This window comes from Ruminococcus sp. (genome assembly GCF_017549005.1).
In the GTDB taxonomy this organism is placed as follows: domain Bacteria; phylum Bacillota; class Clostridia; order Oscillospirales; family Ruminococcaceae; genus Ruminococcus.
In genome coordinates, this window is record NZ_JAFYYT010000003.1 from 186,138 (window position 1) to 202,696 (window position 16,559).

Here is a 16,559-nt window from a genome sequence, read left to right on the forward strand (position 1 = left end):
TATCAAAGGGGAGACGGTATGGGTATAAATTGGACTAAGACATTTGCAGTTGCAGGAGCCGCTCTTGGAACTGCATTTGTTGCTTTAAATGTTATTGCGAAAAATAAAAAGTCGGGCTCGGTCTACAGGAACGAGCCCGACCAGCAGAACAAAATGCAGGGCAAAAAGGTAGTTTTTGTCGAGGACGAGAACGACCCGATAAATGCCGACGGAAAATGCGGCCATCTTGAAGCTATCGGCGAAAGTGAGCATATTCCCACAGTATACGAGAGATACATAAAACGTGCTTTTGACGTTTCGCTCTCGTTCTGTGGACTTGTTGCACTCTCGCCTGTTTTTGCTGCTACGGCTCTTGCCATAAAGCTTGACGACCCCGGTCCGGTACTCTTTACGCAGAAGCGCGTCGGACAGGATAAGCAGTACTTTATGCTCCACAAGTTCCGTTCCATGAAGATGTGTACGCCTCACGACGTTCCCACGCATATGCTGGACAATCCCGACCAGTACCTGCTGAAAGTCGGAAAGGTCATCAGAAAGCTCTCTATCGACGAGCTTCCGCAGATATGGGACATTTTTATCGGCAATATGAGCATAATCGGTCCGCGTCCGGCTCTCTGGAATCAGGATTACCTCACCTCGGAGCGCGACAGGTACGGCGCTAACGATATCAAGCCCGGACTTACTGGACTTGCTCAGATAAAGGGCAGAGATGAGCTCGAGATCCCCGAAAAGGCAAGACTGGACGGCGTTTATACGGACGCTCTCAAGGGCAGCAGTGCAAACGGGCTCCTTATGGATATGAAGGTGTTTATGGGCTCTGTTTCTTCCGTTCTCAGAAGCGAGGGAATCGTAGAGGGCGGTACAGGACAGATGGCAAAGGAATTTAAAAAGGCAGAAAAAAGATGAAGAAAATAATGATAACAGGCGCAGGCTCATACATAGGAGAATGCGTAAAGGACTATCTTCTGAGCGAACCCGATAAATACTCTGTCGATATCATAGATACTATGGGCTTTGAGCCGAAGCCTGATGATTTTGCAGGCTATGACGTTGTTTTCAATGTTGCGGGAATCGCTCATATCAAGGAGACCGACGAGAACAGGGCGCTGTACTTCAAGGTCAACAGGGACCTTGTTATAAAGATCGCAAAAGCTGCAAAAGCAGGAGGAGTCAAGCAGTTCGTCCTGCTTTCTTCCATGTCTGTCTACGGTAAGCTTACAGGCAGGATAAGCAAGAAAACAAAAGCAGCTCCCACAAATGCTTACGGAAAGTCAAAGGCGCAGGCAGATGCCGCAATAGCAAAGCTTGCGGACGACAGCTTCAGATTTGCCTGCCTCAGACCGCCTATGGTCTACGGCAAGGGCTGCAAGGGCAACTATCAGACCCTGAGAAAATTCGCGCTGGCTTCACCTGTTTTCCCTGATTACAGGAACAAGCGTTCAATGGTATATATCGGAAATCTCTGCGAGTTCGTAAAGCAGGTCATCGACGAGGAAAAAAGCGGCTTGTTCTTCCCCCAGAATGCCGAATATGTGAATACCTCGGAAATGGTCAGAAGAATTGCAAGGCTGAACGGAGAAAAGATCCGCCTTACAGGTCTTTTCAATGCAGGGATAAAGCTTGCGAAATTCAACGTGGTCAAGAAGGTCTTCGGAGACCTGATATATGAAAAGGTAGATACAGTCGACAAGTTCGGCTTTGAGGACAGCATAAGCCTTACAGAAACAGGCGAGTGTTTAAAAAAAACGGTAAAATCCGATGAGAAAATGAGGATCCTTGCAACCTGTCAGTACGGTTGGCCCGAGCCCTATCCGTCGCTGTATCCTATGGAGGAAATGGCAAAGCGCGGACACTATGTACACGCAATAACGGGTACGCCTAATTATCCTATGGGCGATGTTTTCGAGGGCTACCGCAACAAGACGAGCAAGGAACAGCATAACGGGATAGATATCACTCATGTTCCCGTTATCCCGAGGAAAAAGGACACAGTACACAGAATGCTGAATTACCACAGCTACCCTGTTTCTGCTAAGTTCTTCCTCTCACGTCTGAAAGGAAAATACGACGTGATATTCGCAAATCAGTCCTCACCCGTAATGATGGTGGAGCCTGCCATTGCGTATGCAAAAAAACACGATAAACGAGTAGTTATGTACTGTATGGATCTCTGGCCCGCAAGCCTCTGCGTCGGCGGAGTAAGCAAGGATTCGGCAGTATATAAGTTCTACTATAAAATATCAAAGAAGATATATCAGCAGGTGGACGTTCTGCTCGTTACCTCGAGGAAGTTTAAGGACTACTTCATGGAGGAGTTCGGTATCCCCGGGAATAAGATAGTATATCTGCCTCAGTATGCTCTTTCTACATTCAATCATATCCCACAGGGCGGCGAAAAAGACACCACAGATCTTGTGTTTGCGGGAAATGTCGGAACCGCTCAGAATATAGGCGTCATACTGAGAGCAGCTGCTATAATCCAGAGAGAGCAGATAACGGATAACGGAAAAAGGATAGTTTTCCATATCGTCGGCGAGGGTCAGGAGCTTGATAACCTGAAGAGCTATGCGAAAAAGGAAGAGCTTGAAAACGTTATCTTCCACGGCAGGAAGCCTTCCGAGGAAATGCCGAAGTACTACGGACTGGCTGACGCCATGATAGTTACCCTTCTGCCCGATCCGCTCATATCACTTACTCTCCCTGCAAAGGTGCAGAGCTATATGGCGGCAGGCAAACCCATAATCGCCTCTGCTGACGGCGAGATACCCGATGTCATAAGCGAGAGCAGGTGCGGCTTCTGTGCAAAGGCAGATGACGAGCAGGACCTCGTAAGAGCTGTAAAGGAGTTCATTGCTTCTCCCGAACGTCAGGAGCTCGGCGAAAACGGCAGAAAGTATTATTCTCAGCATTTTGCAGTGGATATCGTTATGGATAAGCTTGAGGATATCCTGAGAGAAAATTGCAGATAGAAGGTACAAATTGAAGGTTTTGATGATAAACAGCGTCTGCGGTATCCGCAGCACTGGAAGAATATGCACCGACCTGGCAGACGCACTGACAGCTCAGGGACATGAGGTCAGGATAGCATACGGCAGGGAAACGGTTCCCGAGAAGTATCAGAAATACGCTGTCAAAATAGGCAGCGATACGGATACGAAGATACACGCTCTGCGTTCGAGACTGCTTGATGATACGGGCTTCGGTTCGAAAAGAGCTACGGAACGCTTTATAGAGTGGGTCAGGAGCTACGATCCCGATGTTGTTCACCTGCATAATATCCACGGCTATTACATAAACATCGAGGTGCTGTTCCGCTATCTTGCGGAAACCCAAAAGCACGTGATATGGACATTGCACGACTGCTGGCCTTTTACGGGCCACTGTCCTCACTTTGAGTATGAAAAGTGCGGCAAGTGGAAAACAGGCTGCTTCGATTGTCCGAAGGACAAGAAAGAGTATCCTGCAAGGCTCCTGCTTGACAATTCCGCCAGCAACTGGAAAAAGAAAAGAAAGCTCTTTACAGCGGTAAAGGACATGACGCTGGTCACTCCGTCGAAATGGCTGGGCGACCTTGCAAAGCAGTCCTTTTTAAAGAAATGTCCCGTAAAAGTCATACATAACGGCATAGATACAGACGTTTTCAGACCGACAGAAAGCAATTTCAGGGAAAAGAACGGTCTCGAGGGCAAAAAGCTGCTTCTCGGAGTAGCAAGTACATGGTATGATAAAAAGGGGCTTGGAGACTTCATAAGGCTTTCAAAAAAGCTTGATGATCCCTATAAAATAATCCTTGTCGGACTGACAGATAAACAGCTTGAGACTATGCCGAAGAATATCCTCGGCATAACCCGCACCAACAGCACCAAGGAACTTGCCGAGATATACACGGCGGCTGACTATTTTATCAACCTGACCTATGAGGACAATTACCCGACGGTAAATCTTGAAGCTCAGGCGTGCGGAACTCCTGTTATCAGTTACAGAACAGGCGGAAGCACCGAGAGCGCAGTAAGGTTCGGCACTGTTGTTGAACAGGGTGATCTTAAATCTGTTGCAAAGCTTGTCAGGTCATCTGCGAAGTTTGAAAAGAATTGCAGTCAGGACGACAGCTGGGAGTATTCGTTAAAAGAATATCTGGAACTGTACTGAGAAAGCTCTCTGCGTACATTTCCGTTTGGATAAGCAGGCGCTGCTTTGTGGCATTGCCTGCGTTTTATCCGTGTAGGGCAGTATGCCGCGCAATGCTGTAACTGCTGCACGGGCTCTGCGTCAGAGTTTGTATTCGCTTCTCCTTCAACAAGAGGGGCGTTTCTGATTTTTACCATAGTATCGCATACAACAGAAAGTAATGGCAGCAATGGAAAAAGTCCTGACAAAAAGAAAAATATGTTTTTTGTGGTCGTTATTTCGGGAATGTTTGCGCGATTTTCAGTATCGCATACATCGGGTTCGTCAGAAATACCGTTTGCAGCGTTCATTCAAGTCTTGACAAATCCTATGAGTGTGGTATAATAAACAATTGCGAACGTATATAGTTTAATAATGTTCCCGAAAAGATATTTGACCAAATATATATAATTACTGAGGTGTGAAATGGCGGATAAAATTCTGGTCACACGTTCCTCAATGCCAGACTATGAGGAATACTGTGAGGAAATAAAGGGATTGTGGGACAGCCACTGGCTGACCAATATGGGTGCAAAGCATCAGGAGCTCCAGACAGAGCTTGAAAAGTTTCTGGAAGTCCCTCATGTGGTGCTCTATACAAACGGACATCTTGCTCTCGAGAACGTTCTTGCAGCAATGAATTTCCCGAAAAACGGAGAGGTAATAACTACTCCGTTCACATTTGCTTCGACGACACACGCCATAGTACGCAACGGCCTTGTTCCTGTGTTCTGCGACATAGACCCTGTTGACTACACTATAGACGTTACCAAGATAGAGGCGCTTATCACTGATAAGACCTGCGCTATAGTTCCTGTTCATGTTTACGGAAATATATGCAGGGTAGAGGAGATACAGCGTATTGCGGACAAGTACGGACTCAAGGTCATCTATGACGCCGCACACGCTTTTGGAGTAAGGTATAAGGGGGTCAGCTCGGCTTGCTTCGGAGACGCTTCGATGTTCAGCTTCCACGCTACAAAGGTGTTCAATACCATTGAGGGCGGTGCAGTCTGCTTCAAGAAGGACTATTTAGTGCAGCTTCTCAACGATATGAAGAATTTCGGAATACACGGTCCCGAAAGAGTTGAGTTTGTTGGCGGAAATGCTAAAATGAACGAGTTCCAGGCAGCTATGGGCATATGCAATCTCCGTCATCTTGACAGGGAGATCGGAAAGCGAAAGGCTGTAATGGAGCGTTACCGTGAGAGACTTTCGGGAACAGAGGGTATAACCCTTTGTCCTCTGCAGGCGGACGTTGAGCCTAATTACGCTTACTGTCCTGTAGTATTCGAGCCTACGCTTTTCGGCTCCACCCGAAACGAGGTATTCGCAGCTCTTGCGGAAAACGGTATCGGTGCAAGAAAGTACTTCTATCCGCTGACAAATACCTTTGACTGCTTCCACGGAGCATATGATATAAACAATACCCCTGTTGCACTCCATATAAGCAAGAGAGTGCTTACCCTGCCTCTGTATGCAGACCTCAGCCTTGAAGATGTAGACAGGATATGCGATGTTATACTGAGGTGTAAAAATGGAAAATGATGTGATCGCAAAGACAGGGGGGAAGCGCGATTCAAACATCGAATTGTTCCGTATTATTGCAATGCTGCTTATAGTTGCACATCATTATGTCATTAATTCAGGACTGATGAATTACGGCGGACCTATAGCCGCGGATCAGATGTCGGGAAGATCGGTTTTCCTTCTGCTTTTCGGAGCATGGGGAAAAACAGGCATAAACTGCTTTGTTATGATAACAGGCTATTTTATGTGCAGATCAAAGATAACTGCGAAAAAGTTTGCTAAACTGCTGCTTGAAATAATGTTCTACAGGATAGGAATATATATCATATTTCTTATGACCGGATACGAAAGATTGTCGGCAATGCGGCTCGTTCAGGCTGTAATTCCCGTTACGTCAGTGAAGCAGAATTTCTGGGGCTGTTTTATCGTATTCTTTCTGTCGATACCGTTTCTTAATGCGCTGATACAGTCGCTGAACGAGCGTCAGCATATAAGACTGCTGCTGCTGTGCTTTTTCACTTATGTACTGTTCGGGACGATACACGGCGGTCCGTTCGGTGTAACTATGAATTACGTTTCATGGTTCATGGTGATATATTTCATTGCAGCCTATATCCGCTTATATCCTAAGGAACTGTTTTCGGACAGAAGAAAATGCGGACTGATTCTGCTTTTGTCGCTTTTTGTTTCAATAGCAAGTATATTATGCTGTGCTTTTATCGGCTCAAAGAAAGGCATATTTGCTCCGTTCTATTTTGTTACGGATTCAAATTCTTTCCTGCCTGTTGTGGTGGGGATATTCGCTTTCCTGTTCTTTAAGTCGATCAGGATACCCTACAGCAAGTTTATCAATACCGTTGCAGCTTCGTCCTTTGGCGTACTGCTTATACACGCTAACTGTGACGCGATGCGTAAATGGCTTTGGAATGATGTTCTTGACAATGTCGGCACCTATGGAAAGAGCTATATTTTCCTTCATGCCATAGGAAGCGTTATCATCATATACGCTGTCTGCACAGTGGTAGATATATTAAGGATAAACCTTTTGGAAAAGCCCTTTTTCAAATGGTGGGATAAGCACTGGGATAGCTTTTCAGCAAAAATGAGAAATAAAGAGGATAAACTCTTTAAGAAACTGCATATCGGATGACGGACAGGGGCAGAGATATCTGCTCATAGCTTCAGCATAGGATATGCAAACATATAACTCGGAGGAATGAAAAATGTCATTATTTAAAGATGCGACCCTTATGATCACAGGAGGTACAGGCAGCTTCGGAAACGCTGTACTCAACCGCTTCCTGAAAACAGATATCGGTGAGATAAGAATTTTCTCCCGTGACGAGAAGAAGCAGGACGATATGCGTCACCACTTCCAGGCAACAATGCCAGAAGTAGCTGACAAGATCAAATTCTACATAGGCGACGTGCGTGACCTTCAGTCCGTAAGAGGCGCTATGTACGGAGTTGACTATATCTTCCACGCAGCAGCCCTCAAGCAGGTGCCCTCATGCGAGTTCTTCCCTATGGAAGCAGTACGTACAAACGTTATCGGTACAGACAACGTCCTCACAGCCGCTATCGAGGCAGGCGTAAAGAGCGTTATCTGTCTTTCCACCGATAAGGCTGCATACCCGATAAATGCTATGGGTATATCAAAGTCTCTCGAGGAAAAGGTCGCTATCGCAAAGTCAAGAACATCGGGCAAGACCAAGATATGCTGTACACGTTACGGCAACGTTATGTGCAGCCGCGGTTCTGTTATCCCGCTGTGGATAGACCAGATCGCAAGCGGTCAGCCTATCACTCTTACCGAGCCCACAATGACACGTTTCATCATGTCCCTCGAGGAAGCTGTGGACCTCGTTCTCTTTGCCTTTGAAAACGGCGAGAACGGAGACCTTCTCATTCAGAAAGCTCCAGCTTGTACTATCCAGACACAGGCAGAGGCTGTATGCGAGCTCTTCGGCGGAAAGAAGGAGGATATCAAGATAATCGGTATCCGCCACGGCGAAAAGATGTATGAGACCCTTCTCACCAACGAGGAGTGTGCTAAGGCGATCGATATGGGCGATTTCTACCGTGTTCCTGCCGACAACAGAGGTCTCAACTACGATAAGTACTTCAAGGAAGGCGACGAGGAGAGAAATGTTCTCACTGAGTTCAATTCAAGCAATACAAAGCTCCTCACAGTTGCCGAGACCAAGGAAAAGATAGCTTCACTTTCATATATCCAGGAGCGCCTCGCAGAAATGGGGTTAAAGTGATGAATATACTCGTAACAGGCGCAAAGGGCTTCGCAGGAAGAAACTTAGTAGAGAACCTCAGGAATATACGTGACGGCAAGAACCGTACACGCAGCTTTCAGATAGAAGAGATATACGAATTCGATATCGATACGGACAAGGCTCTCCTTGACGAGTACTGCGCTAAGGCTGACTTCGTTTTCAATCTTGCAGGCGTTAACCGCCCCAAGGACAACAGCGAGTTCATGTCGGGAAATTTCGGATTTGCAAGCGAGCTTCTCGACGCTCTCAAGAAGCATAATAATACCTGCCCCGTAATGATATCCAGCTCTATACAGGCTACACTTATCGGAAGATACGGCGAGTCCGACTACGGCAAGTCAAAGCTTGCAGGCGAGAACCTCTTCTTCGACTACGGAAAGGAAACAGGCGCAAAGGTGCTTGTTTACCGCTTCCCGAACCTCTTCGGAAAGTGGAGCAGACCAAACTATAACAGCGCTGTTGCCACATTCTGCAACAATATCGCAAACGACCTTCCCATACAGGTCAACGACCGCTCTACTCAGCTGGAGCTTCTCTATATCGACGACCTTGTTGAGGAGATGTTCGACGCTCTTGAAAACAAGGAGCACCACTGCGAATACGACGGACTTGAGCCTGTTGCGAAGGACAACGGAAAATACTGCTACGTTCCCACAACTCATAAGGTAACTCTCGGCGAGATAGTTGATCTTCTCGAGAGCTTCAAGGCACAGCCGAGCACTCTCCTTATGCCCGAGATACCGGATAACAGCTTTGCGAAGAAGCTCTACTCCATGTATCTCAGCTATCTCCCCAAGGAGAAGACCATATTCGACCTGAAGATGAACTGCGACGACAGAGGAAGCTTCACGGAGCTCCTCAAAACTGCGAACTGCGGACAGTTCAGCGTGAATATCTCCAAGCCCGGCATAACAAAGGGTCAGCACTGGCATAACAGCAAGTGGGAATTCTTCATCGTGGTTGCAGGTCACGGACTTATCCAGGAGCGTAAGGTAGGCACCGATGAGGTAATAGAGTTTGAAGTCAGCGGAGACAGGATACAGGCTATACATATGCTCCCAGGCTATACTCACAATATCATAAACCTCTCCGATACGGAGAACCTTGTTACGGTAATGTGGGCAAACGAGCAGTTTGACCCCCAGCACCCCGATACTTTCTTTGAGGTAGTGAAATAATGGATATAAAAACAGATTATTCTGATGTAAAATGGAAAAATAACGGCAAGCTCAAGCTTCTTATCATCGTTGGCACAAGACCTGAGATAATCCGTCTTGCCGCAGTTATAAACAAGTGCAGAGAGTACTTCGACTGCATACTCGCACATACAGGTCAGAACTACGACTACAACCTTAACGGTGTATTCTTCAAGGACCTCAAGCTTGCAGACCCTGAGGTGTACATGGACGCTGTAGGCGACGACCTGGGCGCTACAGTTGGCAATATCATCAACTGCTCATACAAGCTCATGAGCCAGATAAAGCCTGACGCCATGCTCATTCTCGGTGACACAAATTCGTGTCTCTCGGCTATTCCCGCAAAGAGGCTCCATATCCCGATATTCCACATGGAAGCAGGAAACCGCTGCAAGGACGAGTGCCTCCCCGAGGAGACAAACCGCCGTATCGTGGATATCATCAGCGATGTCAACCTTGCTTACTCCGAGCACGCAAGACGTTATCTTGCAGACTGCGGACTTCCCAAGGAGAGAACTTACGTTACAGGTTCTCCTATGGCAGAGGTGCTTCATCAGAACCTTGCCGAGATAGAGGCTTCCGATATACACAAGAAGCTTGGCCTTGAAAAGGGCAGGTACATACTTCTTTCGGCTCACCGTGAGGAAAATATCGACACGGAAAAGAACTTCATGAGCCTTTTCACAGCTATCAACAAAATGGCTGAAAAGTACGATATGCCTATACTTTACAGCTGTCACCCACGCTCTAAGAAGCGCCTTGAGGCAAGCGGCTTCAAGCTCGACAAGAGAGTTATACAGCATGAGCCTCTCGGTTTCCACGACTATAACTGCTTACAGATGAACGCTTTCGCAGTTGTTTCCGACAGCGGTACTCTTCCCGAGGAGAGCAGTTTCTTCACAAGCGTAGGTCATCCGTTCCCTGCAATATGCATAAGAACTTCCACAGAGCGCCCTGAGGCACTCGACAAGGCTTGCTTCATACTTGCAGGTATCGACGAGAAGTCCCTCTTACAGGCAGTAGATACAGCTGTTGAGATGAACAGGAACGGCGACTACGGTATCCCTGTTCCCGACTACGTTGAGGAGATCGTTTCAAATAAGGTAGTCAAGATAATCCAGTCTTACACAGGCGTTGTGGATAAGATGGTATGGAGAAAGTTCTGAGAGCTTTTCAGTAATCAGTAATAAGTGATCAGTAAGGGCGGCTTTTGCCGCCCGTTTTTTTGCGGGAAGAAAAAGCTTTTCTATAAGGGGGGCAAAACAGGGGCTTTTTAAACGGAAAACCGTTTAATAAGAAAAAAATAATTTTGAAAATCTGCGTTTCGCATAAAAGTTAAGCTCTGTTATTGTTGAGTGTGCACAATAACAGAGCTTGTTTTATTATGGTATGGGTGGGCGGATAGTATCCGCCTCTACAGAATGGTATATGCAGACTGTTGATAAAGGCGCTTGATGCCGTCCGCTACAGGGCGGAAGTCCTGTCATAGTCGGTGATATCGCTGCCGAGCTTTGAGTACAGCTCGGGGACGGTCATTTCCTTGTTTTTTACCGCAAGGAGCTCGTCATTGGTACAGCCTATGAACTCCACAAAATCGACCTTTCCATTTGGCGTGGACAGGGACTTCACGTCCTTGTCGGCAATGAGGATAAAGCCTGTCAGGTCGCTCTTCTGATGAAGGTCGATACCCGTTGTCTGACCTGTGTAGATGTACTCATATGCGCGGAACAGCTCGCCGTTTGAGAAGGTTATCCTTGCGACCTTCTGCAATATGCCGCATACGCAGCGGAGCTCCCCGTCCTCGTCCTCAGGGGCGATACAGGAGCGTTTCAGCTTGAATGTGAACTCCATGCCGTAACCGCTGATCTCAGGATCGTCGGTCTCTTTCTCAAATATTTCGCTGAGACCGTAGGTGACAAAGTGGTAGTATTCGGCAGTTTCGTAAATGCTTATGCCTGTCAGGGGATCGTCTCCGCCAAGCTCCCAAGGCACAAGAACGCCGTAGTGCTTCGGATTTTTCTGGTCCGGATAGAGCTCCTCAAAGGCGGCGGTTATTGCGTCCCAGCCCGAACATTCCGGCTTTTCGAGCTCTATCATCTCGTCGGCTTCTTCCTGCGGTTTTTCCTCTTTTTTCCTGAATTTGTCAAACAGTCCCATAATATTCTCCTTTTCTGTGAAGTTTACTTTCAGTTCAGCCGTTAAACGTCCTGGGCATATATCCTTACGGTCACGCCTGATTCTGTGATGTCCACGGTTGCCGTCAGCGGCAGCTTTTCCCAGCTGCGGAGGTACTCGCTGTCGGTGACTATTGTTGGTTTCCAGCAATTGTCGCCCTGCTGCTCGTTTTCGATGAATATCCGGCAGCTTTGTCCGTTCCTGTCAGTTCCCTGCAGCATATACCGCGCGGAAAGTCGGCACTTGCCGCTGCTTAGGCTGTATTTCTGGGTGTCCACGGCGTTTCCCATGACTTCGCCGCGGAAATGCTCGCTGTGAGCCGTTCCACTGAAAGGTACCATTACGACTTCGGTCACGGAACCCCTGACAGAAAGAGGTTCGCGGCATATAACATCTATTGTCAGTAAAAGCTTTTCCATATTATTCCTCCTGCTAAACCGGTCTGTAGTTTCAGTGTAACACATATTACGGGAAAAAGCAACTGATTTAAGCACAAAAGCAAATATATATTCAGTGAGGACGCCGTATCGGCTGCAATAGCACATTAATGTCAATAAATGCACAAAACGTTATATAACAAGTACGAAACGCTATTGCGTACTGCCCTTTGTTCTGATACAATATAGATGTAAAAGCACAAAATGATATGCCGACTTTAGCATAATACTGAGCTTTCTCAAATCCTGTATACGGTATGTTCATACCGTATCTGCACTGTACGGGACTTGACCAAAAGCACATTATGTTACTCGGCGAAAACGTAACTGAGAGGGAATCAAAAATGAAAAATCTTACTATCAAACGCTGTGCAGCTGTTTTTGCAGCCTGTACAGTCCTTGCGGCTGCTCTGCCGTACAGCGGAGCTCCTGTCATTGCCGCAGGGAACATTATCAGCAATTCCACATTTGAGAGCGGCACCACCGGCTGGGGCACCTACAAGGAGAGCGGCGGTAAATGCTCTCTAGGCACTGAGGACGGACAGCTTGCTCTGACAGTTTCCAACGTCGGAAAGCTCAATTATGCCGTACAGGTGTTCTACGACATCGTTCCGCTCTATCAGAACGGCGTTTACCGCCTCAAGTACGACATTTCTTCAAGTGAACCACGCTTTATCGAGGGAATGATACAGCAGAACGGCGGTACCTATCAGGCTTACACCTGGAAGGGCCTTCAGCTTACTACAGAGCCACAGACTGTGGACTATGAGTTCACAATGGAAAAAGAGACCGATATCATGGCAAAGCTCGTTTTCAACTGCGGTATACAGGAGAAGTACGAGGGAGAGCTCCCCGAGCATACTATCTATATAGACAATGTTTCACTGGAGCTCGTTGACGACAGCAATGTTGACTATGCTTCCAGCCGTCCATATGCTCCGTCCATAAACGTGGACCAGGTGGGCTACAGGACTGACGGAAGGAAAAAAGCTGTATTCCGCGACGTTACCGATCAGACCGAGTTCAAGGTCGTTAACGCGGATACAAAGGAGGCTGTATTTACAGGAAAGCTGGAAAACAGGACAGAAAACAAGAGAGCAGACGAGACAAACTGGACGGGTGACTTCTCATCAGTCAGTGAGGCAGGCAAGTACTACATCTCCTGCGAGGGACTCGACGATTCATATACATTCGAGATAGGGGACAAGGTCTACTCAAACCTCATTGACGACAGCGTCAGAATGCTCTATTTACAGCGCTGCGGCGTCAAGATAGAGGACAAGGACTTCGGTCATGATGCCTGCCATACGGATATGGCTACAGTTTACGGCACAAACGAAAAGATAGACGTGAGCGGCGGCTGGCACGACGCAGGCGACTACGGCAGATACGTTGTTCCTGCAGCAAAGGCTGTTGCAGACCTGCTTTACGCTTATGAGGCTGCTCCCGAGCTTTACAGCGACGATATCGGTATCCCCGAGAGCGGCAACGGAACTCCCGACATACTGGACGAGGCACGTTTCGAGCTTGAGTGGATGATGAAGATGCAGACTGCCGACGGCGGTGCATACCACAAGGTATCATGCGCTAATTTCCCTGCATATGTTATGCCTACAAAGGAGACCGCAGAGCTTATCGTTACTCCCGTAAGCTCAACTGCTACCGCTGATCTCTGCGCTTCTATGGCGCTTGCTGCGGAGTTCTATGAGAAGTACGACAAGGACTTCGCAAAGAAGTGCATGGACGCTGCTGATAAGGCATGGGTTTGGCTTGAGGCTAACCCGAACTTCCTGTTCAAGAACCCTGCCGACATCGTTACAGGCGAGTACGGCGACAAGACCGACAAGGACGAGCGCTACTGGGCAGCTGTTCAGATGTACCGCGCTACAGGTGACGAGAAGTACCTTTCAGGCGTCAGCAGAGCCGTTACGGGTCTTGACTGGTCAACAGTGGGCGACTACGGCAATATCGCTCTCCTCACAATGAAGAACGCAGACAAGGAGTCAGAGGCATACAAGGCTGCATACGAAAATGCTGTAAGCGCTGTTGAAAAGCAGGCAAAGTCGCTTCTCAGCACTTCCGGGGCTTCGCCATACGGAGAAGCTATCTCGATGTACAACTGGGGCAGCAATATGACTATCGCAAACGGCGGTATTATACTTGCACTTGCAGGAAAGCTCACAGGCGAGCAGAGCTACTATGATGCTGCACAGGCTCAGCTCAACTATCTCCTGGGCGTCAACCCCTGCGGTACTTGCTTCGTTTCGGGCTATGGTACTGTATCTCCCGAGAATCCGCACCACCGTCCTTCAATGGCTGTAGGCCATGCTATGAAGGGTATGCTTGCAGGCGGCGTAAACCAGAACCTCGAGGACAGCGCTGCAAAGGCTTACTGTCAGGATCAGCCTGCGGCTAAGTGCTATGTTGACAACTCCGAGAGCTATTCCACAAACGAGATAACTATATACTGGAACTCTCCGCTCACATATCTGCTCTCGCTTACAGAGAATACAGGCTCGGGCGAGCAGCAGCAGTCAACAACTACTACCACAACTGCTGCGACAACGACAACAACTACTACCACCACCACAATTGCTACATCAGAGGTCGGTGAAGAGGCAAGTCTTTACGGTGACGCTAACTGCGACGGCGCCGTTGACATGGGCGACGCTGTACTCATCATGCAGTCTCTTGCAAATCCAAATAAGTACGGCGTGAACGGCTCTGACGAGCACCGTATCACATCAAAGGGACTTGCAAACGCTGACGTAAGCGACAGAGGCGACGGCGTTACTACAGGCGACGCACAGGCTATACAGGCATATCTGCTGCATATGATAGAAAAGCTTCCCAGATAAGAGTAATATAAGAAAAAGCGTAAAGAAGAATTGCTTCTTTACGCTTTTTTCTTTTCAGACCGTAAATTCCGCGTATATCATTTCTGTGTCAAAATCTTCCGGGGAGCGGAAGTCTAAGAACTCCTTACCTATACGGTATCTGCCCTCGGTAAGCTTTCCGTAGAGCCATTCCCAGTCAATTTCCCATGAGGTCGTGTCGTTCAGGGGGACTGTATCCGTTACCCAATTGACCTCAGCTGTTTGCGGCAGCTCATTGACATTTACCCATGAGCTGCCGATAAGCTGCTGGATAACAAAGTTGCCGTGCGCTTTCAGCTCGGAAAAGTCCTTGCCGCCCGACTGTGTGCATTTCAGTGTAAGGCCGCTGCTTGTGACATTTTCCGCTGTGAGAGCAATGCCCCAGTCATGTTGTGTGAAATTACACTTTCCTGTGAGCTGGTCGAGGGTGAAATAGCTCAGTCCGTTACTGTCTCGCCGGACATAGACCTTGTCATACTTGTAGAGTATGCCGTATTCATGACCGGGAGCACTGTAGGTGCCGTCTTCGTTGTTTGTTACGAAGAAAGCGTATTCATTGCCTGCTATGGGAACTTCTCCGCTGTCGATTATCTCATGGTAATAGGTGTTGTCTATCTCCTCTTCGGTCATGCTGATACCGTCGCCGTACTTGCCGCCTGTTTTGTACAGTGTATCGCCTGTTCTGTCTCTCATGGAGATGTAGCCGCCCAGCATATAAATGCTGACTTTTTCGCCGCTTTGAAGTTTGCCTGCGGCGTCTTCGGATACGGTCACATCTATCTGAGTGTACGGCGTTCCGCCGCTCTCATATGTAAGAGCCTTATACGATATACCGTTAACTCTGCCGATGATGATATTATCGGCGTTTGCGGTGATATTGTCAAGTACACTGTAATCATAGGCAAATTCGTATATGGGAGTCATGTCTATGATGTTCTTGCCCCTGAGCTCGTCAGTGAGGGGAGCTTCTTCAAAGAAGTCATCGGGAGGAGAGAGGACATTTTCCCATACTATGCTGCCGTTCTGGTATACGATATTGTTTACGGAGTCAGCAGTAACGAGGTTATACTCCTGATCTACCTGTTCAAAGGTGATATTTCCGCTGTAGGGAGCGCCTGCAAGAAGCGTGACAACGGTATTGTCCTCGTAAATGCCATAGGTGCCGTCAACTGTTGTGAAAAGCGCTAAATCGCCTTTTTGTACAGCTTCGTTGAGCTGCGGCGCAAACATCTGACCGCCCCAGTATGAAGGCTCGGGAGAGTCAGAGCCGGCTCGGCTCATACCGCAGTTCGCAAAGCCTAAATATTTACCGTCATAGACCACGGGAAACATCCAGTTCTGAAGGGTAGCCACTACGGAATCGCCGTCAACGAGCAGGGATCTGAAGGGCTTAGCAACTGCTGCGTCGGGATAAGGTCCGCCGCTGAGCTGCAGGGGATTTCCCTCACTTGTGAAGTTGTCAATAGTCATCAGGAATTTTTTATTTTCAAGGAAGAATTCATATGGAATGTAGGGCATCTCTCCTGCGGAGGCAATCATTTCTTCGATAGTGAGAGTATCACCGCCGTATCGTTTGTCTTTGAAATTGTTTTTATAGAAAAGCGCTCCGCCCGTTACCGCCGAGCCTATGAGCACCAGCGAAGCCGCTGTGGCAAGGAGCTTTTTCCATACGGGTCTGCGGTAGACTTCAACTCCCGAAACAGTAGAGGAGTATTCGCCGTCGCTTTCAGCGGCTCTGTTTTTGAAGAGCTTTTCGCTCCTTGCAAAAAGCCTTGAAACATCGCTGTCCGACAGTGATTTATAGTTTTCGGAAAGCGTTTCTATGGTCTTAGTGTCCGCATTTTCGAGAATATCCAGGTCAAGTTCATCTTTTTTCATAGATATGCCCCC

The 16,559-nt window shown here is 47.9% G+C and carries 12 protein-coding genes; 9 read left to right on the top strand and 3 right to left on the bottom strand.

Features of this window, described 5'->3' with window-relative positions:
- Positions 1–18 precede the first annotated feature (18 nt).
- From IKW96_RS02240 to wecB, 8 genes are all read left to right on the top strand, one after another.
- Complete coding sequence (locus IKW96_RS02240) at positions 19–906, top strand: sugar transferase (protein WP_296569813.1); 888 nt, start codon at positions 19–21, stop codon at positions 904–906.
- A complete protein-coding gene (locus tag IKW96_RS02245) occupies positions 903–2,969 on the top strand; it encodes a glycosyltransferase (protein ID WP_296569814.1) in 2,067 nt (688 codons plus the stop codon). The genes IKW96_RS02240 and IKW96_RS02245 overlap by 4 nt, the downstream gene beginning before the upstream one ends.
- A 10-nt stretch (positions 2,970–2,979) precedes the next feature.
- The gene (locus tag IKW96_RS02250) at positions 2,980–4,149 is read left to right on the top strand and encodes a glycosyltransferase (RefSeq protein WP_296569816.1); all 1,170 of its coding nucleotides are present in this window, start codon (positions 2,980–2,982) and stop codon (positions 4,147–4,149) included.
- Positions 4,150–4,593: 444 nt separating this feature from the next.
- Positions 4,594–5,715, top strand: coding sequence for a DegT/DnrJ/EryC1/StrS aminotransferase family protein (locus IKW96_RS02255; protein WP_296569818.1), 1,122 nt, complete (start codon positions 4,594–4,596; stop codon positions 5,713–5,715).
- Complete coding sequence (locus IKW96_RS02260) at positions 5,705–6,847, top strand: acyltransferase (RefSeq protein ID WP_296569820.1); 1,143 nt, start codon at positions 5,705–5,707, stop codon at positions 6,845–6,847. Before IKW96_RS02255 ends, IKW96_RS02260 begins: the two co-directional genes overlap by 11 nt.
- A 73-nt stretch (positions 6,848–6,920) precedes the next feature.
- Positions 6,921–7,964: a polysaccharide biosynthesis protein gene (locus IKW96_RS02265; protein ID WP_296569822.1), complete on the top strand. Its 1,044-nt coding sequence runs from the start codon at positions 6,921–6,923 to the stop codon at positions 7,962–7,964.
- Positions 7,964–9,163: a capsular polysaccharide biosynthesis protein CapF gene (locus IKW96_RS02270; RefSeq protein WP_296569824.1), complete on the top strand. Its 1,200-nt coding sequence runs from the start codon at positions 7,964–7,966 to the stop codon at positions 9,161–9,163. The genes IKW96_RS02265 and IKW96_RS02270 overlap by 1 nt, the downstream gene beginning before the upstream one ends.
- Positions 9,163–10,347: a non-hydrolyzing UDP-N-acetylglucosamine 2-epimerase gene (wecB, locus tag IKW96_RS02275; RefSeq protein ID WP_296569826.1), complete on the top strand. Its 1,185-nt coding sequence runs from the start codon at positions 9,163–9,165 to the stop codon at positions 10,345–10,347. The genes IKW96_RS02270 and wecB overlap by 1 nt, the downstream gene beginning before the upstream one ends.
- A gap of 298 nt (positions 10,348–10,645) precedes the next feature.
- Here the strand turns inward: wecB and IKW96_RS02280 are convergent, their stop codons facing one another.
- Together IKW96_RS02280 and IKW96_RS02285 are read right to left on the bottom strand one after the other, a co-directional pair.
- A complete protein-coding gene (locus tag IKW96_RS02280; RefSeq protein ID WP_296569828.1) occupies positions 10,646–11,338 on the bottom strand; it encodes a suppressor of fused domain protein in 693 nt (230 codons plus the stop codon).
- A gap of 41 nt (positions 11,339–11,379) precedes the next feature.
- Entirely contained in the window at positions 11,380–11,775 is a 396-nt protein-coding gene (locus IKW96_RS02285; RefSeq protein ID WP_296569830.1) for a hypothetical protein, read from the bottom strand.
- 362 nt (positions 11,776–12,137) lie between these two features.
- Between IKW96_RS02285 and IKW96_RS02290 the strand changes: the two genes are divergently transcribed.
- Positions 12,138–14,651, top strand: coding sequence for a glycoside hydrolase family 9 protein (locus IKW96_RS02290; RefSeq protein ID WP_296569832.1), 2,514 nt, complete (start codon positions 12,138–12,140; stop codon positions 14,649–14,651).
- 54 nt (positions 14,652–14,705) lie between these two features.
- On the opposite strand, the gene IKW96_RS02295 is transcribed toward IKW96_RS02290, so the two are convergent.
- Positions 14,706–16,547, bottom strand: a complete 1,842-nt coding sequence (locus IKW96_RS02295; RefSeq protein ID WP_296569834.1) for an immunoglobulin-like domain-containing protein — start codon at positions 16,545–16,547, stop codon at positions 14,706–14,708.
- Between the last annotated feature and the right edge of the window lie 12 nt (positions 16,548–16,559).

Excerpts from the sequence above, each read along its gene's own strand:
- wecB (WP_296569826.1), top strand. The coding sequence starts at position 9,163 with ATGGATATAAAAACAGATTATTCTGATGTAAAATGGAAAAATAACGGC.
- IKW96_RS02295 (WP_296569834.1), bottom strand. The coding sequence starts at position 16,547 with ATGAAAAAAGATGAACTTGACCTGGATATTCTCGAAAATGCGGACACT.
- IKW96_RS02260 (WP_296569820.1), top strand. The coding sequence starts at position 5,705 with ATGGAAAATGATGTGATCGCAAAGACAGGGGGGAAGCGCGATTCAAAC.
- IKW96_RS02265 (WP_296569822.1), top strand. The coding sequence starts at position 6,921 with ATGTCATTATTTAAAGATGCGACCCTTATGATCACAGGAGGTACAGGC.
- IKW96_RS02240 (WP_296569813.1), top strand. The coding sequence starts at position 19 with ATGGGTATAAATTGGACTAAGACATTTGCAGTTGCAGGAGCCGCTCTT.
- IKW96_RS02280 (WP_296569828.1), bottom strand. The coding sequence starts at position 11,338 with ATGGGACTGTTTGACAAATTCAGGAAAAAAGAGGAAAAACCGCAGGAA.
- IKW96_RS02255 (WP_296569818.1), top strand. The coding sequence starts at position 4,594 with ATGGCGGATAAAATTCTGGTCACACGTTCCTCAATGCCAGACTATGAG.
- IKW96_RS02285 (WP_296569830.1), bottom strand. The coding sequence starts at position 11,775 with ATGGAAAAGCTTTTACTGACAATAGATGTTATATGCCGCGAACCTCTT.
- IKW96_RS02290 (WP_296569832.1), top strand. The coding sequence starts at position 12,138 with ATGAAAAATCTTACTATCAAACGCTGTGCAGCTGTTTTTGCAGCCTGT.
- IKW96_RS02245 (WP_296569814.1), top strand. The coding sequence starts at position 903 with ATGAAGAAAATAATGATAACAGGCGCAGGCTCATACATAGGAGAATGC.
- IKW96_RS02270 (WP_296569824.1), top strand. The coding sequence starts at position 7,964 with ATGAATATACTCGTAACAGGCGCAAAGGGCTTCGCAGGAAGAAACTTA.